We start from the raw sequence: 26,540 nt of genomic DNA on the forward strand, positions 1-26,540 counted from the left end.
GATGACCGCAGTACTGGAGCCCGGTTTCGCCGACGACCCGTTGGCGACCCACAGCGCCCAGTTCCCCCTCGGTCAGCTCCACGAGCGCACTGCCACGGACATCCGTTCCGAACCCGGCGTGCGTCCGTGGGGCCTTCGCTGGATGGAGGAGGGACGGGTGGCCGGCGTGGAGACCCCCCGGGGAACCTACGACCCCGTCAGGCAGGTGTCGGTCGACGCCGAGGGGCGGCCGATGAGCCCCTTCGCCGCCACAGCGAACTCGGTGTCGAACAACGACGGCGACGAGGGGCCGAGCGAGGACTGGACCTACGACTTCACGCCAGACAACCCGCACCAGGTCTGATGTCCGTCCTCATTCTGACCGGGGAACACGACCCGTCCGCTGATCTCATGGTCTCGGCGCTTGAGAAGCGCGAGGCGATCGTCCATCGGGTCGATACGTCCTGGTTCCCGGGCCAGCTCAGCGTCACCGCTGAGCTGGCCTCGGGCCGCTGGTGCGGCACCTTGCGCACACCGCACCGGACGATCGACCTCGACACCATCACCGCCGTCTGGTACCGCGAGCCGAAGGCATTCGACTTCCCGGAGATGACGCCCACGGAGCGGATGCACGCGAACATCGAGGCCAAGTACGGCCTCGGCGGCATCCTGACGACGCTCCCGGTCCTGTGGGTGAACCACCCCGCCCGGGTAGCTGACGCGGCGTACAAGCCGGTCCAGCTCGTCGCTGCCCACCGGGCAGGGCTGACCGTGCCGGACACCCTCCTCACGAACGAGGCGGACGCCGCCCGCGAATTCGGCCGCCGGGGACGCACCGTTACCAAGATGCTCGGCGGCGTCTCGCTCGTGGAAGAAGGTACCCGCCGGTACGCCCGCACCAGGCTGCTCGATCCATCCGACTTCGAGGACATGCGCGGCCTGGAACGGACTATGCACCAGTTCCAGCGGTGGGCGTCGAAGGCGAAGGAGGTCCGCGTAGTCGCGATTGGCGACCAACTCAACGCCATCGAGATTCACGCCCACAGCGCGAAGGCGTACGTGGACTACCGATCCGACTACCGGAGCCTGCGGTACCAGCTCACCGACCTACCGGAATCCGTCGAGGTCGGCGTGCGGCAGTTGATGAAGCACCTCGGCCTCCTGTACGGCGCGATCGACTTCGTGGTCGGTCCCACGAACGAGTGGACGTTCCTGGAGATCAACCCATCTGGCCAGTACGGCTGGTTGGAAAACCATACTGACGCTCCGTTGACCGACCAGCTCGCCGATCTCCTAGCAGGAGGAACCGCATGACCGACTGGGAGCCACGCGCCATCGCGCTCGCCGACGAGCTGGCCGCCGCCGGGAAACTGACTGACGAGCGCTGGCGCAAGGCGCTCACGAGCGTTCCGAGGCATGTCCTGGTGCCCGAGTACTTTCAGCCGGACCAGGAGGGAGGATGGCGTCGGGTCAGCACCTCTGCTGGCGAGGGTCTGGATGCCGTCTACTCGAACAAGTCCTTGATCACCGACGTGGACGAGCGGGGTCATGCCGTTTCGTCGTCGAGCATGCCGGGCCTGATGGTGCGGATGCTGGAGTTGCTGGAGATCGGGCGGTTCCACCGCGTACTCGAAATCGGTACCGGCACCGGCTACAACGCCGCCTTGATCACCGAGTACTTGGGCAACGGGAACAACCTGTTCAGCGTCGACATCGACTACATCGACACAGCGCAGGAACGGCTCGCGAGTCTCGGCTATCACCCGACGCTGCGGAAGGCCGACGGCGTTGACGGGTTGCCGGACTGGGCTCCGTACGACCGCATCCTCGCCACCGTGGCCGTACCGCGGATTCCGGCAGCCTGGGTCGCTCAGCTGAACGATGGCGGGCGCATCCTGGCGGACATCAAGGTCGCGGTCTCGGCCGGGAATCTGGTGTTGTTGCGCAAGAACGGCGACACCCTGTCCGGCCGCTTCGATGGCAGGTACGCGGCGTTCATGGCGATGAGGCACCCGGACCGGGCGCAGCAGCGGCCGAGCCAGCCGGCCACCTCCGGGAACGAAGAACACTCGACGACCCACTATGAGCCGATGGCGTGGGAGAACACGGTTGTCTGGTTCCTCGCGGCGCTCCAGTTCCCGGAGGGCACCACCTATGGCATGCAGCTTGACAGCGATCACCAGCCGTCGAAGGCCACCTTCTCCAGCGGGGACGGCTCGTGGGCTCGCGTCGACATCAAGGCCGATGCCAACGGTGAGCGGCTGGTGGTCCAGTCCGGTCCGACAAGCTTGTGGGACGTGATCTCCGACGGCTACAGGCAGTGGGAGGAGGCTGGCCGTCCGACCTGGGACCGCTTCTACCTCACGGTGAAGCCGGACGGCGAACAGGTCGTATGGCTGGACGATCCGGAGGGGGAGTTCTCCTGGCTGTTGCCTTAACCGGGCTTTCTGGAGCGGCCAGCCCCCCGACGCTCCCGGTTAGCCCCATGCCAGGATGCAGGACAGGGAGCCCCCGGCGCACGCATCGCGCCGGGGGCTCCCTGCTGCTCAGACAGTGACGTGACGACCGAGGATCGCCAGCATCCGTTGCAGGCACTCCAGCAGGTCGCCGAGGTCATCCGCGAGGAAGACGTCAGCGGGGCTGTCCGCCCACACCTTGCTCACGTACTCGATGTCCCGCTCCAGGCGCTCCGCGTCCTCGGGATGCCCCGAGGTCCGCAGCTCCTCGGCGGACGCCTTCACCTTCTCCTCCAGGGTCATGCTCGTGCCTCTCCCCATCGCCTGAAACCGGAACGCCCCCTGATCGGTGCCGTCCTCGCCACTTCGACTTGTAGTTGATCATTCAAGTTCCGGCGGCGAGTCCATCGTCACCTTTGGGGTGAACGATGTATCTGAGCGCTCGGTGCCACCACCTGTACTGGCGGACCAGCTCATGCTGCGTCCTTCTTCTCGATGTGGATGCGGTCGCGGTAGTCGCCCTCCAGATGGCGGGGCTTGCGTCCCTTCTTCCCCTTCAAGATCGTCACCGTGCACAGCGCGTCCACGATCGCCCGCCTGCGCTCGATGGGGGTCAGCTCCGGGTTCATGAAGACTTCGGCCGGGTTCGGTGCGTCCGCGACTCCGCTGAGCACCGAGCTGGACGCCCGGGAAGCGAGGTCGGTGTTGACCTCGTCCAGCTTGAGGATGATCTTGTTCCGCTGTCGCAGGAAGGCCGCACGCGATAGCTCGCCGTCGCCCAACATGTCCTCCAGCTCCCTGATGCGCGTTCGGAGCGAGGTCGCCTGAGTTCGGAGGTCCACGGCGTCTCCGTCGGGCACCTCGATCAGGTTCGCTCCGTGCTTGATGAGCCGCGCGCAGACATAGGTGTTCACGATGGAGTCGATGGGAGCGGCCCGAACGGCAAGGTGGAGACCATGCTTGCAGCGGTACGCCGCGTGCTTCTCGCCGCCGGAACCCGACGAGGAGATCCCGGCCGAGCGCATGAGGTCGGAGCACACGTCGCAGCGGTAGAGGTTCGTGCCCAGCCACTTGAGCGACCGGCTACCCCGGTAGCTTGTCCGGTGCTCGTTGTCGAGCAGGATCGAGCGGACGGCCAGGTACTCGTCGTCGGTGATGATCGACGGCCAGATGGCCTTCACGTTCTCCAGCACGACGCCGCGGTGCTCCATCAACCCCGCATTGCGCGGTCGGGTCAGGATGCGCTTGAGCGTGGCCGGGTACCAGCGTGCCGATCCGCGCGGTGTCGGCACGCCCGACGCGGTCCACCGCTGGCAGATCGCGTACAGGCTCTCGCCGGAGATCACCCGCTGCACGGCATCCTTGATCATCGCCGCCTCGTGCTCGATGACCTTGATGCCGACCTCTTCGCGGTTGATCACGTTGCCGTAGGCGTCCCGGATCGTCCCCTGGTAACCGAAGGGACGCGCGCCGCCGATCCACTCGCCGCGTTCGAGGGCCTGTAGCTTCTCCCGGCACACGCGTTCGCTGATGTCCTCGGCTTCGCCTGCGTCGTTGGCAGCCAGGATGCGAGCGATCCGGCGGCCAGCGGCGGTGTTCAGGTCGAAGCTTGGCGACGCGACGTACCGGAACTCAGTCCCGTAGGTCTCGGCGAGTTCGATCTGACCTTCATGCTCGCGCGGGCGACGAGTCAGCCGGTTCGAGGTGTAGGAGGTGATCTTCTGAATGCGGCCACGCTTGGCGTCGGCCAGCAGCCGCTTGTAGTCAGGACGTGGCTTCTTCGATCGGGTCGACGCCCCGATGTCGTTGTCCTTGTAGATGTCGACCACCGTGTCGCCCTCGCTCGCCGCGAGCTTCCGGCAGTCCTGTTCCTGGCGCTCGACGCCCAGCTCGCGACCTTCACGGTCGTCGCTGATCCGGAGGTAGATCCCAACCAGCTTACCCACGGCGGCCCTCCCCGGACGGGGCAGCGGCGGCCCTGCAAGGCGCTGAGCTGGAGTTATGGTCGTTCAGTCGGGGTGGTGTTGAATCCATTTAAACAGTGTCACATGTGAAGCTATCCCTCCGGGTCGGTGAGGACAACCCAGCTTTCGTCGCCTTGGCCGACGTCGGCGTAGCGCGCGCCCAGGTCGAGCAGCCGCTGGACCTCTTCGTGCTGCTCGCGGTCGGTGGCGTTGACGTCGATGTGCAGCCGGTTCTTGACGGTCTTGCCCTCCGGCACGCGCGCGAAGGTCAGCGTCGGCGGCACCGGGCCGGGGCGCTTCCGGCCCTCGGGCACCGCGGGCGAGCCGATGGTGATGAACTCGTCCTGCTCTTCCTGCACCTCGTAGTCGAGGACCGCGCACCAGAACCGGGCGAGCGCTCGGGGGTCCGCGCAGTCGACGGCTAGCTCGGTGAACTTACTGGCCACGTCGGGAACTCCTTGTCCGATCAGGCGAATCCGGGGTCAGCCGCCCTGCCACCAGCGCTTGCGCGGCTGGTCCAGCGGCGGGGCGAGCTGCGGTCCCGGCGGGGTTTCGCGGTGGGCGAGCGCCTGCTCGGCCAGGTCGAGGAAAGCGTCCACTTCGTCCTCGACGTAACCGCGCCGCCCGCGGGACGCCTTGGCGAACGCGACGTTCCGCACGTCCGCGGGGGTGAGGTGGTCGGCACCGCGCAGGGTCTGCTCGATGCGGTCGAGGAAGGCGTCGACCGCGTCCTCGTCGTAGCCGCGCCTGCCGAACGAGGGCTTCGAGAAAACCGTGTTCCGGACGTCGTCAGGGGTCATGACCGCCAACCTGCCACGCCGCCGGGCCGCGCGGGGTGCGTTTCGCCCGGTTCGGTGCCGGGCAACTCGCCCGCGCGCAACACGGCCTGCGTCCGGCTGGTCACGCCGAGCTTGGCCAGCACGTTGCCGACGTGCACCTTGACCGTGCGCTCGGCCAACCCGAGCCGGTCCGCGATGTCGCGATTGGACAGTCCCGCGCGGGACCACGTCGGCCGGTTCGCCGGTGGTGCCGAGCAGGTCGAGCAGTTCCGCGCCCCCGGCGCACTGCGCAGCACCATCGCCAGTCCTTCCCGGACCAGCGCGTGGTCGTCGACCACGGCGACACGAACCATGGTGATCACTCTACTGTTCCGCGCATGCTCACCCAGCTGCGCGCCCGCCTGGACCTCGGCATGATCGCGCTGGTCGCGCTGCTGTGCTGGGCCAGCGGGCTGGGCACCGGCAGCTGGCAGGCGGTGCTGGCGGCCACCGCGCAGTTGCTGCCGCTGGCCGCGCGGCGGCGGGCACCCGGCGTGGTGCTCGCGGTGGTCGGGGCCGCGACCGCGGTGGTGATGGGCGAGTTCAAGGGCCTGGTGGACGGCACGCTGCTGGCGCTGGTCGCCTTCGGCGTGGCGTGGACGATGGGCCTGGAACGGCGGCGGCACGTCGCCGACCGCGCCTTCTAGTACCTTCGCCGGTCAGCGCCGCCAGAACAGCAGCCGCCGTTTCGGGCGGGGCGGCTGCGGCCGGGACTCCGCATACCGCTCGAACCGGGCCCGGTCGTTCGCGCCCGCGACCGCCTCGAAGATCCCGGTGGCCTCCTCGGCGAGCGCGCCGTCCTCCCGCACCATCTGGCTGAACAGCAGGTTGCCGCTGCGCAGGGCGGCTTTCGCGCGGCGGGCGACACCGGCGTCGGCGTGTGACGACAACGTGTGCAGCGGCCGCAGCAACCCCATCGGATCGTCCCGCGTGAGCCTGGCTTTCAGGGGCGGAAGCAGCTCCAGCGCGACGTACAACTCGACCACGGGCGGTTCCGGAACGCGGGTGATCACCTCCCGGATGCCTTGGGTGGCAACGGGTTGCGTCCGGGCGACGCGCTCGAGCCCGGCGACGAGCGCCGGGGCGCGTTCACTTTCCTGCCTGGTGGCGGCCTGCCTGATCGCGGAGGCGTAGATGGACGGGGTCAGCAGGTAGTGGGGGAGGATCCCGTCTCCGGTATCGGGGCCGTTCCTGATCTTTTCCAGCGCCCGCACGGCCCGCCAGCTGACCGATTCCTCCTCGTCCAGCGCGAGCAGGAGCAACGCCTCTTCGGCGTCCGGATCGGGCCCGCGCCACGAAGCCAGCAGCCCGTCGGCCACCGCCCAGCGCACTTCCCGTGTCGGATCACCGGCCGCCCGGGCGAAGGTCGAAGCGTCGACGGCGCCGTCGGCCGCCAGCCCGGCGAGCACCTCCATCAGGTTCGCCCGGCCCTGCGGGGAAACCTCGGCGTGGAACCGGTTTTCCACCTTCGCCGGGGAAACCTGGTAGCTCCGCAGCGTGTCGAGGTAGTCGCCGACCATCGAGCCGTTCGGCACGGCTCGCGCAAGCGCGTCCAGCAGCGCGGGCACCGCGCCCTGGTGGTGGATGTCCTTGAGCGCCAGCGCAGCGCCCCAGGCGCAGGCGTCGTCGGCGAGGGACGCGGTGAGCACCGGACCGGCCCGCCGGTCTCCGAGCCGGTGCAGCGCCTCGACGAGGCCGCCCTTGAGTTCGTGGCGGTGGCCCGGCGGGGTGCCGAGCAGGCCTTCGAGCCGCTTGACGAGCACGGGGACCACCTTCGGCCCGCGTGCCTTCAGCGCGGCGATCGCCTCGTCGCGCAGGCTTTCGCCGCCGTCTTCGCCGGTGCGCCAGTACTCGAGGTGTTCGATCAGGTCGCTCACGTTTTCCTTGGCCACGCCGGGAAGGTAGCGGTCATCGCGGGGATCGGTCCCGGGCCACGCCCTTGTGATGATACACAGCTACGTGGTAAGTATCAGGATATCACCGATGTCGGGGGCTCAAGGAGGAGTCAGGCGATGGCGGAGCTGAACAGGCGCAGGATGCTGGTGTCGGGTGGGGCCCTCGGTGCGCTCGGGGTGCTCGGCATGGCCGTTCCCGCCCGGGCCGCGGGGGCCTGGACGTGGGCCCCCAGCGGATCGGTGGCGGGTGCCGGAGCGGGCGCGGATCCGCGGTGGGTGTGGGACGAGGAGGCCGATCCGGTGGTCGCCGCGTTGTTCGAACGCGGTGAGGTGGAACTGGTCAACAACCTGCTGTGGAACTGGAACCGCAACGACCAGCCGTTGCCCGGCGGGTTGCCCGCCGACCTGCGGGCGTTCATCGAAAAGGCGCGGCAGCTGCCGTCGTGGGCCGACCGCGGGAAGCTGGAAACGGCCGCCGAGTTCAACAAGTCGCGCGGGCTGTACCTCAACCTGCTCAACGGGGTCGGCGGCGGCATGCTCAGCACCGCCATTCCCAAGGAAGCCCGCTCGGTCTACTACTCGGCCGGTGGCGCGGACATGGAGGACCGCGTCGCGAAGACGAGCATTCTCGGCTTCGCCGTGGGCGCACTGAACGCCTACCGGCCCGACGGCACCTGCATGGTCAACGCGGTGAAGACGCGGCTGGTGCACGCGGCCGTGCGGCACCTGCTGCCGCAGTCACCGCACTGGTCGGGGGACATCCCGATCAGCCAGGAGGACATGCTGGTCACCTGGCACACGCTGCCGACCTACGCGATGCGCAAGCTGATCGAGTGGAAGATCCCGATGAGCGCCGCGGACAAGGCCGCCTACCTGCACGTCTGGCAGGTCACCGCGCACATGCTGGGCATTTCCGACGAGTACATCCCGGCCGACTGGGCCGCCGCCAACGCGCAGTCCGACCAGGTGCTGCCGCCGAACATGGGCCCCACCCGCGAAGGCGTCGAGCTGACCGACATCCTGCTGGGCCAGCTCGCCGAGCAGACCAGCCCGGCCAGCATCAGCAGGCCGCTGTGCAACGCGCTGGCCCGGTTCCTGGTCGGCGAGCAGGTGGCCGACTGGGACGAGATCCCGCGTGAACCGTTCTGGGAGCAGACGATCCGGACCGTGTGGCCGGTGCTGGTGAAGTTCCGCGAGGGGCTGGTGCCGCTGCCGCTGGTGCCCGAGATCGCGTGGACCGTCGACGAGGCGCTGCGGCAGTACATTCTCTTCTACCTCACCAAGGGACAGGAAACGAAGATCGTCATCCCGACCGGCAACCGGCCCGGCTGAGGCGGTGGTGGAGACCAGCGGGACGGCCGGGTGGCTCGGGCGGCGGCGGTTCCTCGGTTACGTGCTGGCCGCGCCGGCCCTGGTGACCGCCGCGGAAATCGGCGTGGCACGGCCGGCCGGCGCGCAGCTGCCGTCGCCCGAGATCACCGACGTGGTCGACCTCAACGACATGATGACCCTGGCGGCACTGCCGACCGCGGCGCTGGTCTCGGTCGAGGTCGAACCGGACGGCACGGTGTCGTTCGCCTTGCCGCGCGCGGAGGTGGGGCAGGGCATCACCACCTCCACGGCGATGCTGATCGCCGAGGAACTGGCCGTGCCGGTGGACCGGGTGCGAGTTTCGCTCGCCGACGCGCGGCCGGAACTGGTGTTCAACCAGCTGACCGGCGGGTCGAACACCACGATCGCGACCTACACGCCGATCCGGGTCGCCGCCGCGCTGGCACGGCAGCGGCTGCTGGTCGCGGCCGCGCGGGAATTCGGCTCGGCGGTGGGTGAGCTGTCGATGACCGGCGGAGTGATCACCCATCCATCCGGCAGGCGAGTGGAGATCGGTGCCCTGTCGGGGAAAGCGGCGAGCAGCCGGACCCAGCAGGTGCCGGTGGAGCTGGCGGCGCGCGAGAGCTTCACGGTGATCGGCAAGCCGCACAACCGGATCGACGCGCTGGCCGCGGTGACCGGGCGCAAGAAGTTCGCGATGGACCTCGACGTGCCGGGCGCGAAACCGGCCATGGTGTGCCGGCCGCCGACCATCAACGGCCAGGTGGGGTCGGTGGCGAACCTCGCCGAAGTGCGTGCCATGCCCGGGATCACCGACGTGGTGGTGATCTCCACCGGGGTGGCGGTGCGCGCCGAGACCTTCGGGCAGTGCATCGACGGCGTGCGTGCGCTGCGTGTGTCGTGGAAACCCGGTACGGCGGAAGGGAAATCCGACGAGTCGGTGCTCCGGGAACTGGAGCGCGCGGAGCTGCCGATCGGCCTGCCGACCCCGGCGCCGACGGTGGAAGCCCGGTTCACCTTCCATTTCCGCGGCAACAGCGCGCTGGAACCCAACTGCGCCGTCGCCGACGTGCGGGCCGGGCGCGCGGAGATCTGGGCGTCGCTGAAGTCGCCGATCGTGGCCCAGCAGACCATCGCGGCGAAGCTCGGCCTGCCGCTGTCCGCGGTCACCGTGCACGTCGTGGAGGGCGGTGGTTCCTTCGGGCGCAAGCTGTTCTTCGACGCCGCGCTCGAAGCGGCGGAGGTGTCGCGGAAGGTCGGCAAGCCGGTCAAGCTGATGTGGCACCGCGCCGACGATTCGCGGCAGGGCCGCACCCATCCGATGGCCATTTCCCGGGTGCGTGCCTCGTACCTGGGTGACACGGTGCTGAGCTACCACCAGCGGCACACCAGCGTCGCCACCGATCTGGGGCACGGACTCGGCGAGATCATCACCGCCACCGCCGCGCGGCTGCCGGTGGGCGACATCGGGTTCTCCGAGACGTTCTTCCAGCTCAGCCAGGTGATGTCGTACGACTTCGGGATCAGCACGCGGTTGCTGGCCGAGACGGACAAGGGGTTCAACACCGGCAGCATGCGCAACGTCTATTCGCCGGACGTCACGTGTGCCCGCGAGCTGATCGTGGACCGGCTGGCGGCGCGCATGGGCAAGGATCCGGGTGGTTTCCGCCGCGAGTTCCTGCGGGACGCCCGTTCCCGGGCGGTGCTGGACAAGGTCGCGGAGGCAGGCCGGTGGGGGAGGGCGATGCCCGCCGGGACCGCGCAGGGCATCGCGTTCCACGCGGAGTACAAGTCGGTCAGCGCCGCGCTGGTGGAGATCGACTGCCGTCCGGAGACGGTCAACCGGCCCATTCGCGACGGCGTGGGCGGGCCGCGGGTGACCAAGGTGGTCTTCGCCGTGGACGCCGGGCTGGTGGTGAACCCGCGCGGGCTCGAGGCGCAGATGATGGGCGGCATATCGGATGGCATCGCGCTGGCGCTGACCGCGAGCCTGCACCTGCGTGACGGGTACTTCCTGGAAGCCAGCTGGGACAACTACTTCTACACGCGGCAGTGGAACACCCCGCCCGAGCTGGAGATCATCGTCATGCCGAGCAACTCGGACCGGCCGGGCGGTGCGGGGGAACTCGGCGTCGCCGCCTCGATGGCCGCGGTCGCGTGCGCCTACGGCCGCGCCACCGGCACCATGCCGACCAGCTTCCCGATCAACCACGGCACGCTTTCCTTCGAGCCGAAACCCACCGTGCCCCCAATTCCGGAGTCTCCAGTGGACGGACTGAGCAAAGGAAACTGATGCCCCAGCACAGTGTTTTCGGTCTCGGCTCCGCCGAGACGTGGTGAGGCCGCCTTTGAGCCGGTGTTTGGGGCGGTCGCGGCCGCGGCCTCGGGGGCCGTCGCCGCGACCACCCCAAACACCGGCGCGACCTCACCGGGCGCACCTGCGTTGGGCGAGATCACCAAGTCAAGGAGGTTGGATTGCCCCAGCACACTTTCCGGGTGAATGGTGAGCAGGTCACCGTCGATGTCAATGGCAACGTCCGCCTGTTGTGGGTGCTGCGCGACCTCCTCGGCATCACCGGCCCCAAGTACGGGTGCGGCATCAACGTGTGCAAGGCCTGCACCAGCCACGTCAACGGCCAGGCCGTCAACCCGTGTGCCATCCCGGTCGGCGATCTCGGGCCCGACGACGAGGTGACCACCATCGAAGGGCTTCCGGCCACCGTCGGCGAGGAACTGCACCCGATGCAGCGGGCGTGGCTCGACCACGACGTGGCCCAGTGCGGCTACTGCCAGCCGGGGCAGATCATGGCGGCGGTGGCGCTGGTGCGCCGCGTCGCGGCCGAAGGCAGGCAGGTCACCGACGCCGATCTGGACGGCCTGCGCAACATCTGCCGCTGCGGCACCTACTCCCGCATCCGCGACGCGATCAGGGCGGGGGCGGCCGGGATGTGACCGGTTCCAGCAGCGGCACCAGGAACGTCCGCGCCACCTCGGCCAGTTGCGCGTCGTCGGAGATGTCGACCACGTGGCTCGGGATCACCAGGAAGGAGGCGGAGACGCGGACCATCAGCTCGGCCGCCAGCTCGACGTCCAGGTCGGCGGGCACGGTACCGGCGTGCTGCTCGCGGCGCAGCTGACCGGCCACGAACTGCCGCACCACGGCGAGCGTCCGCCCGCCGTCGCTGATCATCGAGGCCACCAGCAGGTCCGGTTCGACGTCGATCAGCCCGCCGATCAGCGGATTGCCCCGGATGGCGCGCAGGGAGCTGACAAAGCCGAGCACCACGCGGTCGGCCACGGTCTCGGCCCGTTCGATGTCGGCGAGGAACCGGTCGAAGTAGCGCCGGAACTCGCGGCGCACCACGTGCTCGACGAGCACGTCCTTGCCCGCGAACCGCCGGTAGACGGTGATCCGGGAAACGCCGGCCCGCCGGGCCACATCCTCCATTGTGGACCGCTGGATGCCCGTCCTGGCGAACTGCGCGTAGGCCGCGTCGAGAATCCGGGCGCGGGTTTCGTCCGTGTCGTCTACGCGCTCGACGGCGTCGAGATATGCCCGCTCCAGCACCGATTCCGAGTCGCTCGACAGCAAGCCCGACAACGCCGGTTCCATGCCTGCCCCCTGCCCGCCGGGTCTTGTGCCGACCTGCTCACTGTGGTCTCATGATACACAGATTCTTAACGTGTTTCATCGTATCAGCATGGTGTGCGACCTCGACGCGGAGGAGCGACGGCATGGACAAGCACAGCAGGCGCAGCGTGTTGAAGGCGGGCGGAGCGCTGGGCGCACTCGGGGCGCTCAGTCTGGCCAGCCCCGCGCAGGCGGTGCCGTGGACGTGGTCGGCCAAGGGCTCGGTGGCCGGCACCGGCGCGGGCACCGATCCGCGGTGGGTGTGGGATCCCGAAGCCGACCCGCTGGTGGCGGACCTGCTCGACCGGGGTGACGTGGCCGCGGTCAACCAGCTGCTGCGGACCTGGACCAAGAACGGCCAGCCGCTGCCCGCCGGGCTGCCCGCGGACCTGCGTGAGTTCATGGAGCAGGCCAGGCAGCTGCCCCCGTGGGCCGACCACGGCAAGCTCGCCACCGCCTACGAGTTCAACGAGAAGCGCGGGCTGTACCTGGGCGTGTTGTACGGCCTGGCCAGCGGCATGATGAGCACGGTCATCCCGAAGGAAGCACGCGCGGTCTACTACTCGCAGGGCGGCGCGGACATGAAGGACCGCATCTCCAAGACCGCCAAGCTCGGCTACGACATCGGCACCCGCAACGCCTACGCGCCCGACGGCGAGATGATCGTGACCTGCGTGAAGACCCGCCTGGTGCACGCGGCGGTGCGGCACCTGCTGCCGCAGTCGCCGCACTGGCCGGGCGTGGCCGACGAGGACATCCCGATCAGCCAGGCCGACATGATGGTCACCTGGCACAGCCTGCCGACCACGGTGATGCAGAAGATGACCGCGTGGAAGGTGCCCATCCCGGCCGGGGAGTCCACCGCGTTCCTGCACTCGTGGCAGCTGGGCGCGCACATGCTCGGGATCAAGGACGAATACATCCCGGCGTCGTGGGCGGAAGCCAACTCGCAGGCCAAGCAGGTGCTCGACCCGGTACTGGCCCCCACGCCGGAGGGCATCGACCTCGCCGACATCCTGCTCAACCTCGGCGCCGAGGTCGACGGCGGCATTCTCAGCAAGCCCATTCTCGGCGCGTTCACCCGGTTCATGCTCGGTGACCAGATCGCGGACTGGCTGAACATCGACCGCGAGCCGCTGTGGGACTCGCTGCTCGACGTGGCGTGGGAGCCGTTCATCGCGGTTCGCGAAGGGCTGCTGCCGTTGCCCTTGGCGCCCAAGGCCTACTGGATGTTCGACGAGTTCCTGCGCAAGGCGGCGCTGCTGTTCCTGTCCGAGGCCAAGCCGATCAGCATCGAAATCCCGGACACCAACCGGCCGGAGTGATCCCTCGCCGCCAGTGCCCAGCCGATGTCACGAATGTGGCTTTCGAGACGAAAAACGTCTCGAAAGCCACATTCGTGACACGCCGCGGAGCGGAAGCGCGAGTTAGGCGTCCTTTGTGGACAGGGTTCCGGCGGCGCCGTTCGCGGCGGTGTGCTCGGGGGCGCGCCGGGTGAGCACCAGGGGGCCGTCCTCGGTGATGGCGACGGTGTGCTCCGAGTGGGCCGTGCGTGAGCCGTCGGCCGAGCGGATGGTCCAGCCGTCGGGGTCGTAGACGATCTTGTCGGTGGTGCGCGCGAACCACGGTTCGAGCGCGAGTGTCAGGCCCGGCCGCAGTTTCAGGCCGCGGCCCGGCTTGCCCTTGTTGGGGATGTGCAGGTCCTCGTGCATGGTGCGGCCGATGCCGTGCCCGCCGAACTCGGTGTTGACCGGATAACCATAGGCCTGCGCCACCGCCCCGATCGCCGCCGAGATGTCGCCGAGGCGGTTGCCGGGGCGCGCCGCCTCGATCGCCGCTTCCAGTGCTTCCTCGGTGGCGCGGATGAGCCGCAGGTCCTCCTCGGCCGCCGTGCCGACGATGACCGTGCGCGCCGAGTCGGCCGCCCAGCCGTCGATGCTGACCGCGATGTCCGCGGTGAGCACGTCCCCGTCGCGCAGGGTGTAGTCGTGGGGCAGGCCGTGCAGCACGGCGTCGTTGACCGACAGGCAGATGACGTTGCGGAACGGGCCCTTGCCGAACGACGGCGCGTAGTCCCAGTAACACGACTCCGCGCCCCGCTGCCGGATCATGCCGCGCACGTGGTGCTCCAGCTCCAGCAGGTTGACGCCCACGTCGGCGAGCCGTCCCACCTCGGACAGCACCTCGGCGACGAAGCGCCCGGCCACGTGCATGCGCTGGATCTCCGCCGGCGTCTTCAGTTCGATCACAAAAACCTCACGTCAGGTGTCGGTATAGTTATACCGGCCACGCTAGCATGAGCGGTATAGTAATACCACCCGGGTGCTAGCGCAGGAACTCCAGCAACCGCGCGGCGACCACGGCGGGCTGCTCCTCGGCCAGGAAGTGCCCGCATTCGGCGATTCCGGCGCCCGTCACGTCCTCGGCGTAGTCGCGCCAGATCTCCAGCGCGGGCAGCGTGCCGAGCAGCCCGGCCTCGCCCCACATCGCCAGCACGGGCATGGTCAGCTTGCGTCCGGCGTCGGCTTCGTCGTGCTCGTCGTCGTCCGGGAAGGACGCGCGGTAGTCGTCGAACCCGGCCCGCAGCGCGCCGGGCGCGGAGAACGCTCGGACGTACTCGCCGGCGGCGTCGAGGCCCTGGCGCTGGTAGGTCCAGCGCTCGAAGAAGTAGCCGAGGTAGGCGGCGATGTTCTGCCCCGCCAGCAGTTCCGGCAGGTCCGGCTGCAGGTGGAACAGCCAGTGCCAGTAACCCCGCGCGGTGCGCGCGTCGATCCGCCGCCACATCTCCCTGGTCGGGATGATGTCCAGCACGGCGAGCCTGGCCACCTCGTCCGGGCGGTCCAGCGCCCAGCGGTGCGCCACCCGGCCGCCGCGGTCGTGCCCGACCACGCTGACCCGCTCGAAACCCAGGTGCCGCACCAGTTCCGCCATGTCGGCGGCCATGGTCCGCTTGTCGAAGCCGGTGCGTGGCTTGTCCGTCAGCCCGTAACCACGCAGGTCGGGTGCGATGACGGTGTGGTGCTCGGCCAGCGCCCCGAAGATCTTGTGCCAGCAGTAGGAGGTCTGCGGCCAGCCGTGCAGCAGCACCACCGGTGGCCCGTCCCCGGCCTGCCGGTAGTGCACTCGAATCCCGTTCACCGTGGCCATCTTCGACTCCATGCTGTCGTTCTAACCATATGAACCGGTTAGAATCAAGCGGTGGACTGGATCTTCGACGGTGGCCGGCCCTGCCTCGACCTGGTCAACACCCGCCGTGACCGGCACCTCGGCGGGCGTGAGCTGCTGACCTCACCGGCCGCGCTGGGGGAGTGGCTGGTGGCGGCCGGGCACGTGGAACGCCGCCCGCGTGTCACGGCCGACCAGCTGGCGCTCGCGGTGCGGTTGCGCGAGGCCATCGACAGGCTCACCCGCGGCGGCACACGACCCGCGGACGTGCGACTGGTCAACGACGTCGCGACGACCGCGCCGGTGCCGCAGCTGCGGATCGGCGCCGACGGCCCGCGGTGCGCGCGCCGCTCGGCGGCGGGCCCGGTCGCCGCGGTGCTCGGCGAGCTGGCCGCCGACACGATCGACGTGGTGGTGGCCGGTGAGCTGGTCCGGATCTGCGCGTCGGACCGGTGCGGGCTGCGCTTTCTCGACGCGTCACCGCGGCGCAACCGGCAGTGGTGCTCGATGGCCCGCTGCGGCAACCGGGCCAAGGCGCGGGCGCACTACGCGCGGCGTGAGTCCACTTGAGACCGTCCGTGCGTGCCCGGCGTGTGGCCGAAGGCGCGGCGGAAGACGTCGATGAACGCGCTGGTGGACGACCAGCCGCAGGCGTGCGCCACGGTGGTCACCGGCGTGTGCTCGGCCAGCAGCACCAGCGCGTGGTAGAGCCGCAGCTGGGTGCGCCACTGCGGGAAGGTCATGCCGAGATCGGCTTTGAAGAGCCGGGTCAGCGTGCGCTCCGACGCGCCGACCTGCGTGCCGAGCGTGGCCAGCGTCCGGTTGTCGGCCGGGTCGGCACGCAGCAGCGCGCACACCTCGCGCAGCCGGGGATCGGTGGGGCTGGGCAGGTGCACCGGCTGCTGGGGTGAGGCGCGGAGCTGGTCGAGCAGCACGGCCCGCAGCCGACGCCGTTCCGGCGTGTCTTCACGCGGCGGCCGGGTGTAGGCGAGGATCAGCTCCCGCAGCAGCGGCCCGACGTCCAGCACGCTCGGCGCGGTCAGGCCCAGCGGGTTGTCGGGCAGGCCGACCAGGTGGAGTTCGAGTTCGCCGTGTGCGTGGTGGGCGTGCACGGTCCCGGCGGGCACCCAGATGGCGCGGGTGGCCGGGGCGACCCACGAACCCCGGTCGGTGGTGATCGCCAACACGCCGCGGGCCGCGTACACGATCTGGTGCTCGTCGTGCCGGTGCGCGCTGATCCCGGCACCCGCGGCCAGCGACTGCACCCGGGTGGGCGCGCCGGGCAGGTGGCGGATTTCCGTCATAAAATGGCATTTTATCGGAAGTGCGACACCGGCTCCGGCGGCGAGCATGACCGGGTGCGGAACAAGTCGATCATCCTGCTGTCGGCCGGGCACGCCTGCGTGGACGTGTACCAGGGCTCGGTGGCCGCGCTGGTGCCGTTTTTTGTCGCCGAGCGCGCGTACGGGTACGCGGCGGCGTCGGGCATCGTGCTCGCGGCGTCGCTGCTGTCTTCGGTGGCGCAGCCGCTGTTCGGGGCGCTGACCGACCGGTGGGCGATGCCGTGGCTGCTGCCGGTGAGCACGTTCCTCGGCGGGCTGGGCGTGGCGCTCAGCGGGGTACTGGGTTCCTACGCGTGGACGCTGGTTTTTGTGGCGGTGTCGGGCATCGGCGTGGCCGCGTACCACCCGGAAGCCGCCAGGGTGGCGCGGATCGCCAGCGCCGGCAGGCACACCGCGATGGGGTGGTTCTCGCTCGGCGGGAACCTCGGTTTTGCGGTCGCGCCCCTTCTGGTCGCCGTGGTGGTGGGCATCGGCGGGCTGCGGTGGTCACCGCTGCTGGTGGTGCCCGCGCTCGTGGGCAGCGTGCTGTGCCTGCCCGTGCTGCGCGCACTGCACCGCCCGGCGCGGACCGGTGAATCGGCGGCGTGCGGCGGGACCGACGACTGGCGCTCGTTCCTGCGGTTGTCCGCGGCCGTGGTCTGCCGGTCGATCGTTTTTGTCGGGCTGGGCACGTTCATCGCGCTGTACGCGCAGCAGCGGGCCGGCGGCGGTGCGAGGGCGGGCAGCGTGGCGTTGTTCCTGCTCTACCTCGGCGGGGCGGTGGGCACGCTGCTGGGCAGCAGGCTGGCGGACCGCTGGGACCGCGTCACCGTGGTGCGGTGGTCGTGCCTGGGCACCATCGGCGCGCTCGCGGGCGTGGTTTTTGTGCCGGGGCCGCTGTTCTACGTCTTCACCGTGCTGACTTCCGCGGGGTTGTACGTCCCGTTTTCGCTGCAGATCACGCTCGCGCAGGACTACCTGCCGGGCAGGGTCGGCACGGCGGGCGGGGTCACGCTCGGGCTGACGGTGAGCGTCGGCGGCCTCGCCAGCCCCGCGCTCGGCACGCTCGCCGATCACACCACGTTGCAGGTGGCCCTCATGCCCCTGATCGTGCTGCCCGCACTGGGCTGGCTGGCGATCCGCACGCTGCGTGAACCCGGCCAGCTTCGTCCACTTAGGACCGAAGCCGGATGGTTGCCCGCCCGGTCACGCGGGTAACCGGGGCCCAGCGGGGCCGTGGAGCGGCCCGCCGGTCTGGCAGGAAGCGGGTGGAGTGCGTTGGTTCAGGTGAAGGTGCACGGGGTGGCCCTGCTGCCGCCGGACGAGGCACCGGTGATGCTGCTGCGGGAGATCGAGGGCAGGCGGCGGTGGCTGGCCGTGTCGATCGGGGCGCCGGAGGCGACCGCGCTGATCGCGGCCTGCCAGCGCGTCGAGCACCCGCGGCCGGACACGATCGAGCTGATCGGGCAGGTGATCGAGTCCTTCGGCGGCCGGGTGCAGCGGGTCGAGGTGACCGCGCTGGAGGCGGGCGTGTTCTTCGCCGACCTGGTGCTGAGCGACGGGGTGCACGTCTCGGCGCGGCCCAGCGACGCGGTGGCCATCGGCGTCCGGGCGGGGGCGCCGCTCGAAGTGCCCGAGTCGGTGCTCGGGGTGGCTTCGGTGGAACTCGACCTGGTCGATGAGGACGAGGCCGGGCCGGAGGTGGAGCAGGAGGTCGCGGACTTCCGCAGCCAGCTCGACGACGTCACCGCCGAGGACTTCGGGGAGCCACCACCAGAGCGGTGACACCGGAGTGGTGACGCAAGGGCGGGTGGCTCGTCAGGCTGGTCCGTGCGACACCTGCCTGACGAGCCACCCTGCGCGGGAACGGCAGCTCGGCGCCCGGGGCGAGGCCGCCGGCGCCATTCCGGTCTTCCGGCCGGGTGGTTCCTCCCGTTTTCAGCCGGGTGGTTCCTCCCGGGTTCGGTGTGCCTCGCGGTTGGCCAGCTCCCGCTGGGCCTCCGGCGACAGCTCATCGGCGCCGCTCAGTTCCCGGTCGGTGGTGCGATCGGGCTCTTCGGGCTCGGAAGAAGTCATGACCACGCGGTACCCGGTGTGCCGGCTGGCAAACCTCCGTTTCCGGCAAGCGCCGATGGGTAACCGCGCGAACGTGGACGAACGTGCTCCCGAAGTGGTGGTAGCCGGGCAGGTCGGCCGCGATCTGGTGCTGCACGTCCCGGAACTGCCACCACCACACGGTTCCGCCGAAGTCGGCCGGCGGCAGGAGATGCTGGGCGGCAAGGGCGCCAACATCGCGGTCGCGCTGGCGCAGCTGAGTGCGGCGGTGAGCTTGATCGGGGTGGTCGGTGACGACCGCGTCGCCGACGACGTGCTCGCTCGTGCGCAGGCCGACGGCATCGACACCAGGTGCGTCGTCCGCCGCCCCGGCGCCGAGACCGGGCTGATCGTCGAACTGCTCACCGAAGACGGCCACTGGCGCTACCTGGAACACCTGCCCGAGAAGCTGACCGAGGACGACATCCAGGCCGCCGCGCCCACGCTGACCGCGGCTTCCTCCGTGGTCGTGCAGCTCCAGCAACCCTCCGACGCCGCGCTGGCCGCCGCGCGCATGGCCAACGGGCGCGTGGTGCTCGATGGCGCACCCGCCGACAACACCAGGGCGCTGCTGGCGTCGGCCGACGTGCTGCGCGTCGACCAGCGCGAAGGCGAGCTGCTGACCGGTTACCAGCTGGATTCAGCCGAAGCGGCCCTGCGTGCCGGACGTGAACTGCTCGACCAAGGCCCTTCGCTGGTGGTGCTCGAAGCGGGCCAGGACGGCAACGCGTTCGTCTGGCCCGACGGGGAAGTGGTGCTGCCGCTGACCGGCGGACGGCCCGTCGACACCACGGGCGGTGGTGACGCCATGGTCGCCGCGCTCACCTTCGCGCTCACCCGCGGCGCCGGACCGCACAAGGCGGCCGCGCTGGCGGTGGCCGCTTCGGGAGCCACCGTCGCGCGGCCGGGCGGGCGGCCGGATCTCGCCGCCGGGGAACTGGCACCGCACCTGGCCGAGCTGGCCCGCTCGTGACCGATCGAGACCGCTTGTGATCGCTCGAGTCGCGGGCAGGCCGCGGTCGCGGCGCTGCTGGGCGACCGCGTCGAGCACCACGGCCGAGTCCACCTCGGCCGTGGACTTCGCTAGGCCGCCTCAGCCGCGCGCCTTCGCGGTTTCGCGGCGGCTGCTCTTTTCGAGCGCGTGCACCAGGTCCTCTTTGGACATGCGTGACCGCCCGGGAATGCCTAGCTGGCGGGCGCGTTCGTAGAGATGGGTTTTGCTGGCGTTGGCGTCCACGCCGCCGTGCGTCGGCCGGGGGGGCTGCCCGGCGCCGCCCGCCGCCTGCGGGTCGGACGGGCCGCGCCCCTGTTTCGGCTCCCAGTGGTCACCGACCTTTTCGAAGCCGTGCTTCAGCGCGGAGAACGCGGTCTGCTGCGCGCGACGGCCGGGGCCGTAGGTGCGCAGCGCGGAATCGTGGGCCTTCACCCAGGTGTCCTGGGCCTTGCGCGGGGATCGCCGCAAGGTGCTGGGCAGGTCTTCGCGACCGGGCATGTCCTTGCTCCCTCCTGCCTCGGTTACCCCACGCGCCTACCCGGCGGGCCGCGCTTCAAACGCGGCCCGCCAGGCGGTCACGGATGGGCCAGGCCCGCCATCAGCAACCCGGTGAAGTGCTTCATGTCGGCCTTCAGGCACGCGGGCTGCGCGTGCTTGCCGTTGCAGCCTTCGGCCCAGGTGCTGCCGTCGCCGTAGTCGACGAACGTGTGCGGGATCCCGGCGGCGGCCAGGTTGTCCCGCGTTACCAGGTTGGTGTCACGCGCCACGCTTTCGGTCACGGCCTGCACCGGGTTTTCGGCCAGGTTCCCGCCGTTGCCGGTGTACAGCGCCACGCCCATGCCACGCAGCGACCGCACGTGCTGCGCCGGGCTTTCGGCGTTCCACACCGTGTCCAGCGGCCACACCGGGACCCCGAAGATGGCGTCCGGCGCCACCGTCGGCGTGCCGCTGCCGGGCAGCTGCGTGGTGGCCACCACGGCCGCCCGCTGCGCCTGGTTCAGCAGGTCGAGCCCGCCGGAGAAGCTACCGGCGTAGGCGAACAGCTCCGGCCTGCGCTCCGCGTAGTGCATCGCGCCGAAGCCGCCCATCGAATGCCCGGAGATCGCCCTGCCCTCGCGGGACGCGATCGTGCGCAGGTTCGCGTCGACGAACGGGACCACCTGGCCGAGGTGGAAGTTCTCCCAGTTCTGCGGCCCCAGCTCGGCGGGCGGGTTGACCCAGTTGGTGTACCAGCCGCGGCCGGAACCGTTGGGCGCCACCGAGATCAGCGGCACGCCACCGGCGGTGGACTCCTCGAACATCTGCTGGTTCAGCCGGGTGTCCGGGTAGTCGGGGTGACCGTGCAGGTGGTACTGCACCGGGTACCGCGTGCCGCCGCTGGTGTCGTAGCCCTCCGGCAGCGTCACCATGATCACGTGCTCACCGGAGACCTGCCCGGCCATCGCCGAGTACCGGGGCACCTCGGTGGATTTGACCACGAACTTGAAGGTGCGCTGGTGCTCGTCCACCCACCACGGCTGCTTGACCACGGTCAGCCCGTGCCCGTCGGTGAACACCGGCGGCGCGGTCTGCGCCTGTGCGCCGGGAGCGGCGCCGGTGAGGCCGAGCACCCCGGCCAGCACGATGGCGGCCCCGAGGACCGCCGACTTCCCACGTCGCATGCTCACGACTCTCCTTCACACAGGGCGGTGTCCACCACGTCGAGCGACGACGGATCCGCCGTGACGAAGTTGGTGTTGGTCATCACCGAGGCGAACCGGCCGTCGTCGGTGACCATAGTGATCGACGCGTGCCCCGTGGGCAGCACACCGTTGTGGCCCCAGGCCTCGCCACCACACGAGAGGCCCATGGAGAACAGGCCGAGCCCGTACCCCATCGGCGGATCCGGCGCGAGCGGCACGGTGGTGCGCATCTCGGCGAGCGCCTTGGCCGAGACGACCTCACCGGCGGCCAGCGCGCGCTGGAACCGCACCAGATCCTCCATGGTGGACTCCATCGCCGCGGCCGAACTCCACGAGGACAGCTCGACCAGCGTGGTGGCGTTGTACCAGAAGAAGAAGCCACCCACCCGGATGCCCTGGTAGCCGGGCACGAACGGGGAAGCCAGCGCACGCTGCCCGCGCGCCGGGAACGACGTGCCGGTGAGCCCGAGCGGGGTGATGATCCGGCTGGTGATCGCGTCACCGATGGACTGCCCGGTCAGCTTCTCGACCAGCATGCCCAGCACCAGGTAACCGGCGTTGGAGTACAGGTGCGGCCCGCCGGGCGTGCCCTGCGGCGGGTCGTCCATCGCCGCCTGCACCAGCGCGGCCAGGGTGAAGTGGCCGTCCGGCTCGGCCTTCGCGCCCGCGGGGTCGCGGACCAGCCCGGCGGTGTGGTCGAGCAGCTGCCGCACGGTGATCACGTTGCCGTCGTAGTTGCCCGTGACCACCCCGGGCAGGTACTTCTCGATCGGCGCGTCCAGTTCGACGAGGCCTTCGTCGAAGAGCTGGAGCACCACCGCCGCGGTGAAGGTCTTGGTCTGGCTGCCGATGCGGAAGTGGTCGCCCGGCTTGATCGCGCGCTGCTCGCTGACGCTGGCGGACCCGGCGGACAGCGTCCAGCTCCCGGCGCCCTGCCCGGCGTGCACGGCCGCGCCGGGACCGGCTTTCTGCTGGTACCGGTTGAGCACTTCCTGGGTGGCGGCGTGCTCTTGGGCGTGCGCGGCCGGGGTGAGCGCGGCGACGGCGAGCACGGCGGCACCCACCACCGCGGACAGGCGCCGCCTGCCTCGCCCGGTCATGACTGCTCCTCGCGGACCCGGGTCCACTCGCCGTCGAGCGGATTCCGCACGGTCTCTTCGGATTCCCCGGTTTCCTCGGTTTCTTCGGTTTCTTCGGGGCGGTCTTCCTTCGAGGAACCCGAGTCGTCCGAGTCCTTTTCGGACTTGTCCCCGCTGGCCGACGAGGACTCACCGGTCTCACCGGAGGCGCCGCCTGCCAGGTCGCCGATGACGCTGAGCCCTTCCTTGGCCACGTCGAGCACCCCGACCGCGCCTTCGATGAGCTTCACCAGGTTCTCCCCGCTGGACAGCAGGGCGGCCAGCTTCCCGGCGATCTGCCCGCCGTAGTCGACGGCGATCGCCACGCACTGCGGGATCGCCTGCGCGATGCTCGCGCCGAAGGTCGCGGGCGCCGCCGCGATCGCCTCGGTCATGATCGGCACGATCTTGCCGACGGCCTCGGTGATCAGCCGTGTGACGATGTCGACCACCTGGGCCACCACCTCACCGGCGGCGGTGATCGCCTTCGCGTTGGTGGCGGCCGCTTCGGCGACGGTCTTGATGCCGTCGATCAGCTTGGTGACCGTCTCGGTGTAGTTCTGCTTGCCCTCACCGGACCATTCGCTGGTCTCGTTCGCCGCGGTGGAGCCGTAGTCGTCGGCGACGGTGGTGGCGCCCTGCGCGGCCTGCTGGTGCTGCCCGGCGGGACCCGACACCGAGTCCGGCTCACCGCGCAGCTGGCCGAGCGGTTCCTCGAGGAACGAGATGACCGGCGTGAGGAAGTCGCAACCGGCGCTGGCCAGCGCGGACAGCGGGCTGGCCGTCGAGCCGAGCATGCTCAGCGAAACGGGCGGCTCTCCGGCGAGGTCGCCGGACAGCCATTCCTTGTTGCCGACGGATTCCCCGGCGATCCGCAGGTCCGCCAGCGCGGTGTTGATCTCCAGCGCGGAGGCCGGGGCCTCCGCGGTCGTGGTGCCGTTCATCGGCCGCCCTCCTCGAGCCCGGCGATGCGCTGGGCGTGCCCTTCGTCCCCGTGCTCGTACCGGTCGGCGGCCACCCGCATGCCGTCGCCGACCTTGTCCAATGTGGACGCCGCGTGGCTGAAGGCGCCCATCGTCTCGGTCATCGCGGCGCCCAGCCCGGCGGTGATGAACTGCGCGAACATGCCCAGCGACTGGGCCCCCAGCTCGCCGGGCAGCCCGGCACCGATCGAGGACAGCTGGTCGGCGTGCGCGGCCAGCCTGCTCGCGTGCGAGCGCAGCTGCTCCGGGTCCACCTCGGACGACTGTGGCGTGGTCATCGGACCACCTCCGCGGGCAGGTGCTGGGTGATCTGGGTGAGCGCGGCGTTGTCGCCGAGATATCCCGCCATCACCTCGGCCACCTGCGAGGCGGCCTGCCGCTGCGCTTCACGCGCGGTGCTGACGATCAACCCGGCGAGCGCTTCGGCTTCGAGCTTGCGGGCCATCGGCGTGAGCTGCACGCCTTCGAGCGCGCCCGCGGCGCTGACCGTGACGGTGACCTCGCCCCGGGGCGAGCGTGCGGTCGCCCCGGCCTGCCGCAGGCTGTCGCTGGCCTGCCGGGCGCCCTCCGCGGCGCGTTCGAGGCGGTCCCGGTAGTCCGCCAGCCATTGTGCTGGTTCCATGGTGTTCCCCTTGCTGTGCTCTCTCGTGGTGATCACTGTGCTGCCGCGGCCCGCAGTGTCCGGACCAGTTCGCTGTGCCGCAACGGGTTGACGCTCACCCAGCCGCGGTCGTCGCTGTCCACCCTGACTCTCCCCTGTGGACTGTCCAGCCAGGACAGTTCGAGCGGCCGGTCCGCCGCGCCCGATGCCGCCCGCAGCACGGCGCCGAGCTGCCCGCGGCCGGTCACCGCGGGCAGGAGGGTGACGAGTGCGTCCACGGCGGCCTCGTCACCACCGCGTTCGCGGACCAGGGTGCGCACCTGGTTCTTCGGTGCGGCCGTGCCCGCGGTGTTTTCCAGCAACCGCAGGGCGTCACCGACCACACCGGGCGGCAGCGTGACCGGGAAGGCGGACGCGGCCTCCGCCTTCGGGATCCAGTGGGCGAGTTCGCCGGTCAGCGCGTCGTCCGGGACCTCGGTGACGGTGACCGGGCCGGGGGTGCCGCCGATCGACTGGCTGCACACCACCGCCCGGTGGCCGGTGAGCATGGCCACCACCCCGGTCACCGAGGCGGCGTCGCCGTGCCCGCTGACCACCACCAGGTCGACCGACTTCCGGTGCTCGCGCAATGCGGTGACCAGGTCCTCGGCGAGGCCGCACGGCCCGTCCGCCGAGGCGAGACCGCGTTCGGCCAGCGCCGCCCCGGCGGCGGCGAGCAGCTCGCGGCGCTCACCCTCGATCCGGCCGAACGAGGGCACCCGCAGCGGGAACGGGAACCGGGTGCCCGCGTAGGTGCGGAGCAGGTCCAGCTCGACGAGTCCGAACAGGACGGAGGTCTCGGTGGTGGTCATGACGCACGGCCCGCCGGGCTGAGCTTGTCGGCGGAACCATTCGAGCCAGGGGAACCGTTCGAGCCGCCGGAGCCGCTTTCGGACTCGGCACCGGCCTTCAGGTCCTCCGCGGACCTGGTGTCGTGGTCCTGGTACTTGCCCTTGGCCTCGGCCAGCATCTCCTGGTACTCCCGCACTTCCCGCACGGTGGCCTCGATCTCGCCGGCCAGGCCGGAACTGCCCGCCGCTTCACGCAACCGCATCGCCAGGTGCACCGCGGGCGGTGCGGTGCCGAGCATCGGCAGCCGCTCGGCCAGGCGGCACGCGGTGGCCACCAGGTCGCTGGTGAGGTCGCCCAGCTCGGTCAGCGTGGAGATCCGGCCGTCGAGCAGGTCCAGATCGAGTTCGATACCGCGCCCGTCGCTCATCGGTACTCCTCCGGCGGCAGGCCGATGACCGCTTCGCTGCCCGGCTCGGCGGCCGGGAACAGCCCGTGGTCGATGGTCGGCAGCTGGTTCTCGTGTTCCTCGTCGGACGAGCCGCGGCCCGCACCGGCGCCGGGCGGCACCATGCCGGTCATCGCGCCCGACCGCGCCGCCATCTCGGCCGCCATCCGCGCCGCCGCGGCCTGGCTGCTCTGCATGGCCATCGCGCCGCTGCGCAGGCCCTGGGCCAGCTGGTTGGCGTAGTTCAGCCCGCCGCCGGCCACCCCGGCCACCGCACCGGCCGCCACGCCCTTGGCCACGCTGCCGGTCCTGGCCGTGGTCGCCGGGTCCCCCGAGCCGACCAGGCTCTGCCACGACGGCGTGCCGTTCGTGGTCGCGCCCGCGGCCGACGCCTGCGTGGTGCTGCTGCTCGGCGGCATCGAGGCCGCCGCGGGGATCGTGCTCTGCGCCTCGCCGATCATCCGGCTCGAGTCGGTCAGGCTGGATTCGTAGTTCTGCATCGCGCGGACCGCCTGCTGCTTCTGCATGTCGGTGGTCCCGGCGCCGACGTAGAAGCTGAACCCGGCACCGCCGACGGCGCCGAACGCGGTGCCCGTGTCGGACGAGGGTGCTGGCGGTGGAGGTGGTGGCGGTGGCGCCGGGGGTGTCGGTACGCCGAACCCGGCGAACTTCGCCGGGTCCCACACGGGCGTTCCGCCGGTCGGCGCCGGGGCGCCGGTGACGCCCGCCCAGTTGGTCACCGCGTCGGTCATCGGCGCGGCCGGGTCACCCGGCGGTGGCGGCATCATCGCCCGCGCCCGCGACAGCGCCTCGGCGGCCTGCCCCGCCGCCTGCTCACCCGCGAGCGCCAGCTCGGCCAGCTTCTCCACCCGGTCGGCGAGCGCGCCCAGCCGCCGCGCGGCCTCCTCGGCACCCGAGCCCGTCCAGCCCGCCAGCAGCGCGGCCCGCTGCTCACGCAGCACCTCGGCGTGGTTGGTCAACGCCGTCCGGTGCTCGGACCACTCCGCGGCGATCGTGCTGACGTCGGCGACGTCCGCGTCCTGCCACAACATCTGGTACAGCTCTTCGTGGCTGTACGCCTCCCAGTTCACGCTGCCCGCCGGCGCCGCCGGCTGACCGAAGTACACATCCCACACGCTGGACGGGCCTGTCCCGGCCGTCTCGCTCGCCACCCGAATCCCCTTTCGAGTCACACCAACTCGGTGTGCTCACCCTCCGGCCGGGGCGGCC

General features: G+C 70.5%; 32 protein-coding genes. 12 read left to right on the plus strand and 20 right to left on the minus strand.

The annotated features are described in order from the left end of the window. Position 1 precedes the first annotated feature (1 nt). Genes tgmA through A4R43_RS01300 form a run of 3 tightly spaced genes read left to right on the plus strand, consistent with a single transcriptional unit; the run spans position 2 to position 2,417 of the window. Positions 2-343, plus strand: coding sequence for a putative ATP-grasp-modified RiPP (gene tgmA / locus A4R43_RS01290; protein WP_093935663.1), 342 nt, complete (start codon positions 2-4; stop codon positions 341-343). Beyond that, positions 343-1,293, plus strand: coding sequence for an ATP-grasp ribosomal peptide maturase (gene tgmB / locus A4R43_RS01295; RefSeq protein WP_093935664.1), 951 nt, complete (start codon positions 343-345; stop codon positions 1,291-1,293). The genes tgmA and tgmB overlap by 1 nt, the downstream gene beginning before the upstream one ends. Then, on the plus strand, positions 1,290-2,417 hold the full coding sequence (locus tag A4R43_RS01300; RefSeq protein ID WP_113690580.1) for a methyltransferase domain-containing protein: 1,128 nt from the start codon (positions 1,290-1,292) through the stop codon (positions 2,415-2,417). Before tgmB ends, A4R43_RS01300 begins: the two co-directional genes overlap by 4 nt. 108 nt (positions 2,418-2,525) lie before the next feature. Here A4R43_RS01300 and A4R43_RS01305 read toward each other — a convergent pair whose 3' ends face one another. The 5 genes from A4R43_RS01305 to A4R43_RS44700 form a co-directional block, all read right to left on the minus strand. Further along, positions 2,526-2,738 (minus strand): hypothetical protein, encoded by a 213-nt coding sequence (locus A4R43_RS01305; RefSeq protein ID WP_113690581.1) that lies wholly within the window; start codon positions 2,736-2,738, stop codon positions 2,526-2,528. Between the two features lie 170 nt (positions 2,739-2,908). Then, positions 2,909-4,381 (minus strand): recombinase family protein, encoded by a 1,473-nt coding sequence (locus A4R43_RS01310; protein WP_093935667.1) that lies wholly within the window; start codon positions 4,379-4,381, stop codon positions 2,909-2,911. 110 nt (positions 4,382-4,491) lie between these two features. Beyond that, positions 4,492-4,845, minus strand: a complete 354-nt coding sequence (locus tag A4R43_RS01315; RefSeq protein ID WP_113690582.1) for a VOC family protein — start codon at positions 4,843-4,845, stop codon at positions 4,492-4,494. 36 nt (positions 4,846-4,881) lie between these two features. Then, positions 4,882-5,199 carry a DivIVA domain-containing protein gene (locus A4R43_RS44535; RefSeq protein WP_113690583.1) on the minus strand — a complete coding sequence of 106 codons (318 nt, stop codon included), beginning with the start codon at positions 5,197-5,199 and terminating at the stop codon, positions 4,882-4,884. Then, positions 5,196-5,531 carry a response regulator transcription factor gene (locus A4R43_RS44700; protein ID WP_418190797.1) on the minus strand — a complete coding sequence of 112 codons (336 nt, stop codon included), beginning with the start codon at positions 5,529-5,531 and terminating at the stop codon, positions 5,196-5,198. The genes A4R43_RS44535 and A4R43_RS44700 overlap by 4 nt, the downstream gene beginning before the upstream one ends. 24 nt (positions 5,532-5,555) lie before the next feature. On the opposite strand from A4R43_RS44700, the gene A4R43_RS01330 reads away from it, so the two are divergent. Then, the gene (locus A4R43_RS01330; protein WP_113690584.1) at positions 5,556-5,864 is read left to right on the plus strand and encodes a hypothetical protein; all 309 of its coding nucleotides are present in this window, start codon (positions 5,556-5,558) and stop codon (positions 5,862-5,864) included. Between the two features lie 12 nt (positions 5,865-5,876). Here the strand turns inward: A4R43_RS01330 and A4R43_RS01335 are convergent, their stop codons facing one another. Then, entirely contained in the window at positions 5,877-7,109 is a 1,233-nt protein-coding gene (locus A4R43_RS01335) for a PBS lyase (RefSeq protein ID WP_162788263.1), read from the minus strand. Positions 7,110-7,229: 120 nt separating this feature from the next. Here A4R43_RS01335 and A4R43_RS01340 point away from each other — a divergent pair, with 120 nt between their 5' ends. The 3 genes from A4R43_RS01340 to A4R43_RS01350 all read left to right on the plus strand — a co-directional run bounded on the left by A4R43_RS01340 (position 7,230) and on the right by A4R43_RS01350 (position 11,396). Then, positions 7,230-8,444 carry an oxygenase MpaB family protein gene (locus A4R43_RS01340; RefSeq protein ID WP_113690586.1) on the plus strand — a complete coding sequence of 405 codons (1,215 nt, stop codon included), beginning with the start codon at positions 7,230-7,232 and terminating at the stop codon, positions 8,442-8,444. 4 nt (positions 8,445-8,448) lie between these two features. Further along, on the plus strand, positions 8,449-10,737 hold the full coding sequence (locus A4R43_RS01345) for a molybdopterin cofactor-binding domain-containing protein (protein ID WP_113690587.1): 2,289 nt from the start codon (positions 8,449-8,451) through the stop codon (positions 10,735-10,737). A 182-nt stretch (positions 10,738-10,919) separates the two neighbouring features. Next, entirely contained in the window at positions 10,920-11,396 is a 477-nt protein-coding gene (locus A4R43_RS01350; RefSeq protein ID WP_113690588.1) for a (2Fe-2S)-binding protein, read from the plus strand. On the opposite strand, the gene A4R43_RS01355 is transcribed toward A4R43_RS01350, so the two are convergent. Beyond that, complete coding sequence (locus A4R43_RS01355) at positions 11,371-12,057, minus strand: TetR/AcrR family transcriptional regulator (protein WP_113690589.1); 687 nt, start codon at positions 12,055-12,057, stop codon at positions 11,371-11,373. The two genes, A4R43_RS01350 and A4R43_RS01355, sit on opposite strands and share 26 nt — an antisense overlap. Before the next feature lie 122 nt (positions 12,058-12,179). On the opposite strand from A4R43_RS01355, the gene A4R43_RS01360 reads away from it, so the two are divergent. Next, positions 12,180-13,400: an oxygenase MpaB family protein gene (locus A4R43_RS01360; RefSeq protein ID WP_113690590.1), complete on the plus strand. Its 1,221-nt coding sequence runs from the start codon at positions 12,180-12,182 to the stop codon at positions 13,398-13,400. A gap of 102 nt (positions 13,401-13,502) precedes the next feature. On the opposite strand, the gene map is transcribed toward A4R43_RS01360, so the two are convergent. Both map and A4R43_RS01370 read right to left on the minus strand, forming a co-directional pair. Then, positions 13,503-14,324 carry a type I methionyl aminopeptidase gene (map, locus tag A4R43_RS01365; RefSeq protein ID WP_113690591.1) on the minus strand — a complete coding sequence of 274 codons (822 nt, stop codon included), beginning with the start codon at positions 14,322-14,324 and terminating at the stop codon, positions 13,503-13,505. Positions 14,325-14,400: 76 nt separating this feature from the next. After that, entirely contained in the window at positions 14,401-15,234 is an 834-nt protein-coding gene (locus A4R43_RS01370) for an alpha/beta fold hydrolase (RefSeq protein ID WP_113690592.1), read from the minus strand. A 39-nt stretch (positions 15,235-15,273) separates the two neighbouring features. On the opposite strand from A4R43_RS01370, the gene A4R43_RS01375 reads away from it, so the two are divergent. Then, positions 15,274-15,810: a CGNR zinc finger domain-containing protein gene (locus tag A4R43_RS01375; RefSeq protein WP_113690593.1), complete on the plus strand. Its 537-nt coding sequence runs from the start codon at positions 15,274-15,276 to the stop codon at positions 15,808-15,810. On the opposite strand, the gene A4R43_RS01380 is transcribed toward A4R43_RS01375, so the two are convergent. Further along, positions 15,786-16,544, minus strand: a complete 759-nt coding sequence (locus A4R43_RS01380) for an AraC family transcriptional regulator (protein WP_113690594.1) — start codon at positions 16,542-16,544, stop codon at positions 15,786-15,788. The genes A4R43_RS01375 and A4R43_RS01380 overlap by 25 nt on opposite strands. A 3-nt stretch (positions 16,545-16,547) precedes the next feature. Between A4R43_RS01380 and A4R43_RS01385 the strand changes: the two genes are divergently transcribed. Next, a complete protein-coding gene (locus A4R43_RS01385; protein WP_113690595.1) occupies positions 16,548-17,780 on the plus strand; it encodes an MFS transporter in 1,233 nt (410 codons plus the stop codon). A gap of 69 nt (positions 17,781-17,849) precedes the next feature. Further along, the gene (locus tag A4R43_RS01390; protein WP_335645175.1) at positions 17,850-18,347 is read left to right on the plus strand and encodes a bifunctional nuclease family protein; all 498 of its coding nucleotides are present in this window, start codon (positions 17,850-17,852) and stop codon (positions 18,345-18,347) included. Positions 18,348-18,500: 153 nt separating this feature from the next. Here the strand turns inward: A4R43_RS01390 and A4R43_RS42510 are convergent, their stop codons facing one another. After that, positions 18,501-18,638: a hypothetical protein gene (locus A4R43_RS42510; RefSeq protein WP_162788264.1), complete on the minus strand. Its 138-nt coding sequence runs from the start codon at positions 18,636-18,638 to the stop codon at positions 18,501-18,503. Between the two features lie 73 nt (positions 18,639-18,711). Here A4R43_RS42510 and A4R43_RS01395 point away from each other — a divergent pair, with 73 nt between their 5' ends. Next, positions 18,712-19,629 (plus strand): PfkB family carbohydrate kinase, encoded by a 918-nt coding sequence (locus A4R43_RS01395; protein WP_236808698.1) that lies wholly within the window; start codon positions 18,712-18,714, stop codon positions 19,627-19,629. A gap of 120 nt (positions 19,630-19,749) precedes the next feature. Here the strand turns inward: A4R43_RS01395 and A4R43_RS01400 are convergent, their stop codons facing one another. From A4R43_RS01400 to A4R43_RS01440, 9 genes are all read right to left on the minus strand, one after another. Beyond that, a complete protein-coding gene (locus tag A4R43_RS01400) occupies positions 19,750-20,148 on the minus strand; it encodes a ChaB family protein (RefSeq protein WP_113690597.1) in 399 nt (132 codons plus the stop codon). Positions 20,149-20,225: 77 nt separating this feature from the next. Further along, positions 20,226-21,311 carry an alpha/beta hydrolase gene (locus A4R43_RS01405; protein ID WP_113690598.1) on the minus strand — a complete coding sequence of 362 codons (1,086 nt, stop codon included), beginning with the start codon at positions 21,309-21,311 and terminating at the stop codon, positions 20,226-20,228. Positions 21,312-21,313: 2 nt separating this feature from the next. Continuing rightward, entirely contained in the window at positions 21,314-22,432 is a 1,119-nt protein-coding gene (locus tag A4R43_RS01410) for a serine hydrolase domain-containing protein (protein ID WP_113690599.1), read from the minus strand. Then, positions 22,429-23,394 (minus strand): hypothetical protein, encoded by a 966-nt coding sequence (locus A4R43_RS01415; RefSeq protein ID WP_113690600.1) that lies wholly within the window; start codon positions 23,392-23,394, stop codon positions 22,429-22,431. Before A4R43_RS01415 ends, A4R43_RS01410 begins: the two co-directional genes overlap by 4 nt. After that, the gene (locus A4R43_RS01420; RefSeq protein ID WP_113690601.1) at positions 23,391-23,711 is read right to left on the minus strand and encodes a type VII secretion target; all 321 of its coding nucleotides are present in this window, start codon (positions 23,709-23,711) and stop codon (positions 23,391-23,393) included. Before A4R43_RS01420 ends, A4R43_RS01415 begins: the two co-directional genes overlap by 4 nt. Continuing rightward, positions 23,708-24,055 (minus strand): YbaB/EbfC family nucleoid-associated protein, encoded by a 348-nt coding sequence (locus A4R43_RS01425; RefSeq protein ID WP_113697277.1) that lies wholly within the window; start codon positions 24,053-24,055, stop codon positions 23,708-23,710. The genes A4R43_RS01420 and A4R43_RS01425 overlap by 4 nt, the downstream gene beginning before the upstream one ends. Before the next feature lie 32 nt (positions 24,056-24,087). Beyond that, the gene (locus A4R43_RS01430; protein WP_113690602.1) at positions 24,088-24,885 is read right to left on the minus strand and encodes an ESX secretion-associated protein EspG; all 798 of its coding nucleotides are present in this window, start codon (positions 24,883-24,885) and stop codon (positions 24,088-24,090) included. Beyond that, positions 24,882-25,292 carry a hypothetical protein gene (locus tag A4R43_RS01435; RefSeq protein WP_113690603.1) on the minus strand — a complete coding sequence of 137 codons (411 nt, stop codon included), beginning with the start codon at positions 25,290-25,292 and terminating at the stop codon, positions 24,882-24,884. Before A4R43_RS01435 ends, A4R43_RS01430 begins: the two co-directional genes overlap by 4 nt. Next, entirely contained in the window at positions 25,289-26,482 is a 1,194-nt protein-coding gene (locus A4R43_RS01440; protein WP_113690604.1) for a hypothetical protein, read from the minus strand. The genes A4R43_RS01435 and A4R43_RS01440 overlap by 4 nt, the downstream gene beginning before the upstream one ends. Positions 26,483-26,540 lie beyond the last annotated feature (58 nt).

The sequence above is a fragment of the Amycolatopsis albispora genome (assembly GCF_003312875.1).
GTDB lineage: Bacteria > Actinomycetota > Actinomycetes > Mycobacteriales > Pseudonocardiaceae > Amycolatopsis > Amycolatopsis albispora.

Bases quoted from the DNA above. Each gene is read 5' to 3' on its own strand.
- A4R43_RS01330 (WP_113690584.1), top strand. From the start codon at position 5,556: ATGCTCACCCAGCTGCGCGCCCGCCTGGACCTCGGCATGATCGCGCTG.
- A4R43_RS01420 (WP_113690601.1), bottom strand. From the start codon at position 23,711: ATGACCACGCCACAGTCGTCCGAGGTGGACCCGGAGCAGCTGCGCTCG.
- A4R43_RS01380 (WP_113690594.1), bottom strand. From the start codon at position 16,544: ATGACGGAAATCCGCCACCTGCCCGGCGCGCCCACCCGGGTGCAGTCG.
- A4R43_RS01400 (WP_113690597.1), bottom strand. From the start codon at position 20,148: ATGCCCGGTCGCGAAGACCTGCCCAGCACCTTGCGGCGATCCCCGCGC.
- A4R43_RS01385 (WP_113690595.1), top strand. From the start codon at position 16,548: ATGGCATTTTATCGGAAGTGCGACACCGGCTCCGGCGGCGAGCATGAC.
- A4R43_RS42510 (WP_162788264.1), bottom strand. From the start codon at position 18,638: ATGACTTCTTCCGAGCCCGAAGAGCCCGATCGCACCACCGACCGGGAA.
- A4R43_RS01425 (WP_113697277.1), bottom strand. From the start codon at position 24,055: ATGGAACCAGCACAATGGCTGGCGGACTACCGGGACCGCCTCGAACGC.
- A4R43_RS01360 (WP_113690590.1), top strand. From the start codon at position 12,180: ATGGACAAGCACAGCAGGCGCAGCGTGTTGAAGGCGGGCGGAGCGCTG.
- A4R43_RS44700 (WP_418190797.1), bottom strand. From the start codon at position 5,531: ATGGTTCGTGTCGCCGTGGTCGACGACCACGCGCTGGTCCGGGAAGGA.
- A4R43_RS01300 (WP_113690580.1), top strand. From the start codon at position 1,290: ATGACCGACTGGGAGCCACGCGCCATCGCGCTCGCCGACGAGCTGGCC.
- A4R43_RS01430 (WP_113690602.1), bottom strand. From the start codon at position 24,885: ATGACCACCACCGAGACCTCCGTCCTGTTCGGACTCGTCGAGCTGGAC.
- A4R43_RS01405 (WP_113690598.1), bottom strand. From the start codon at position 21,311: ATGCGACGTGGGAAGTCGGCGGTCCTCGGGGCCGCCATCGTGCTGGCC.
- tgmA (WP_093935663.1), top strand. From the start codon at position 2: ATGACCGCAGTACTGGAGCCCGGTTTCGCCGACGACCCGTTGGCGACC.
- A4R43_RS01355 (WP_113690589.1), bottom strand. From the start codon at position 12,057: ATGGAACCGGCGTTGTCGGGCTTGCTGTCGAGCGACTCGGAATCGGTG.
- A4R43_RS01415 (WP_113690600.1), bottom strand. From the start codon at position 23,394: ATGAACGGCACCACGACCGCGGAGGCCCCGGCCTCCGCGCTGGAGATC.
- A4R43_RS01305 (WP_113690581.1), bottom strand. From the start codon at position 2,738: ATGACCCTGGAGGAGAAGGTGAAGGCGTCCGCCGAGGAGCTGCGGACC.
- A4R43_RS01435 (WP_113690603.1), bottom strand. From the start codon at position 25,292: ATGAGCGACGGGCGCGGTATCGAACTCGATCTGGACCTGCTCGACGGC.
- tgmB (WP_093935664.1), top strand. From the start codon at position 343: ATGTCCGTCCTCATTCTGACCGGGGAACACGACCCGTCCGCTGATCTC.
- A4R43_RS01340 (WP_113690586.1), top strand. From the start codon at position 7,230: ATGGCGGAGCTGAACAGGCGCAGGATGCTGGTGTCGGGTGGGGCCCTC.
- A4R43_RS44535 (WP_113690583.1), bottom strand. From the start codon at position 5,199: ATGACCCCTGACGACGTCCGGAACACGGTTTTCTCGAAGCCCTCGTTC.
- A4R43_RS01410 (WP_113690599.1), bottom strand. From the start codon at position 22,432: ATGACCGGGCGAGGCAGGCGGCGCCTGTCCGCGGTGGTGGGTGCCGCC.
- A4R43_RS01370 (WP_113690592.1), bottom strand. From the start codon at position 15,234: ATGGAGTCGAAGATGGCCACGGTGAACGGGATTCGAGTGCACTACCGG.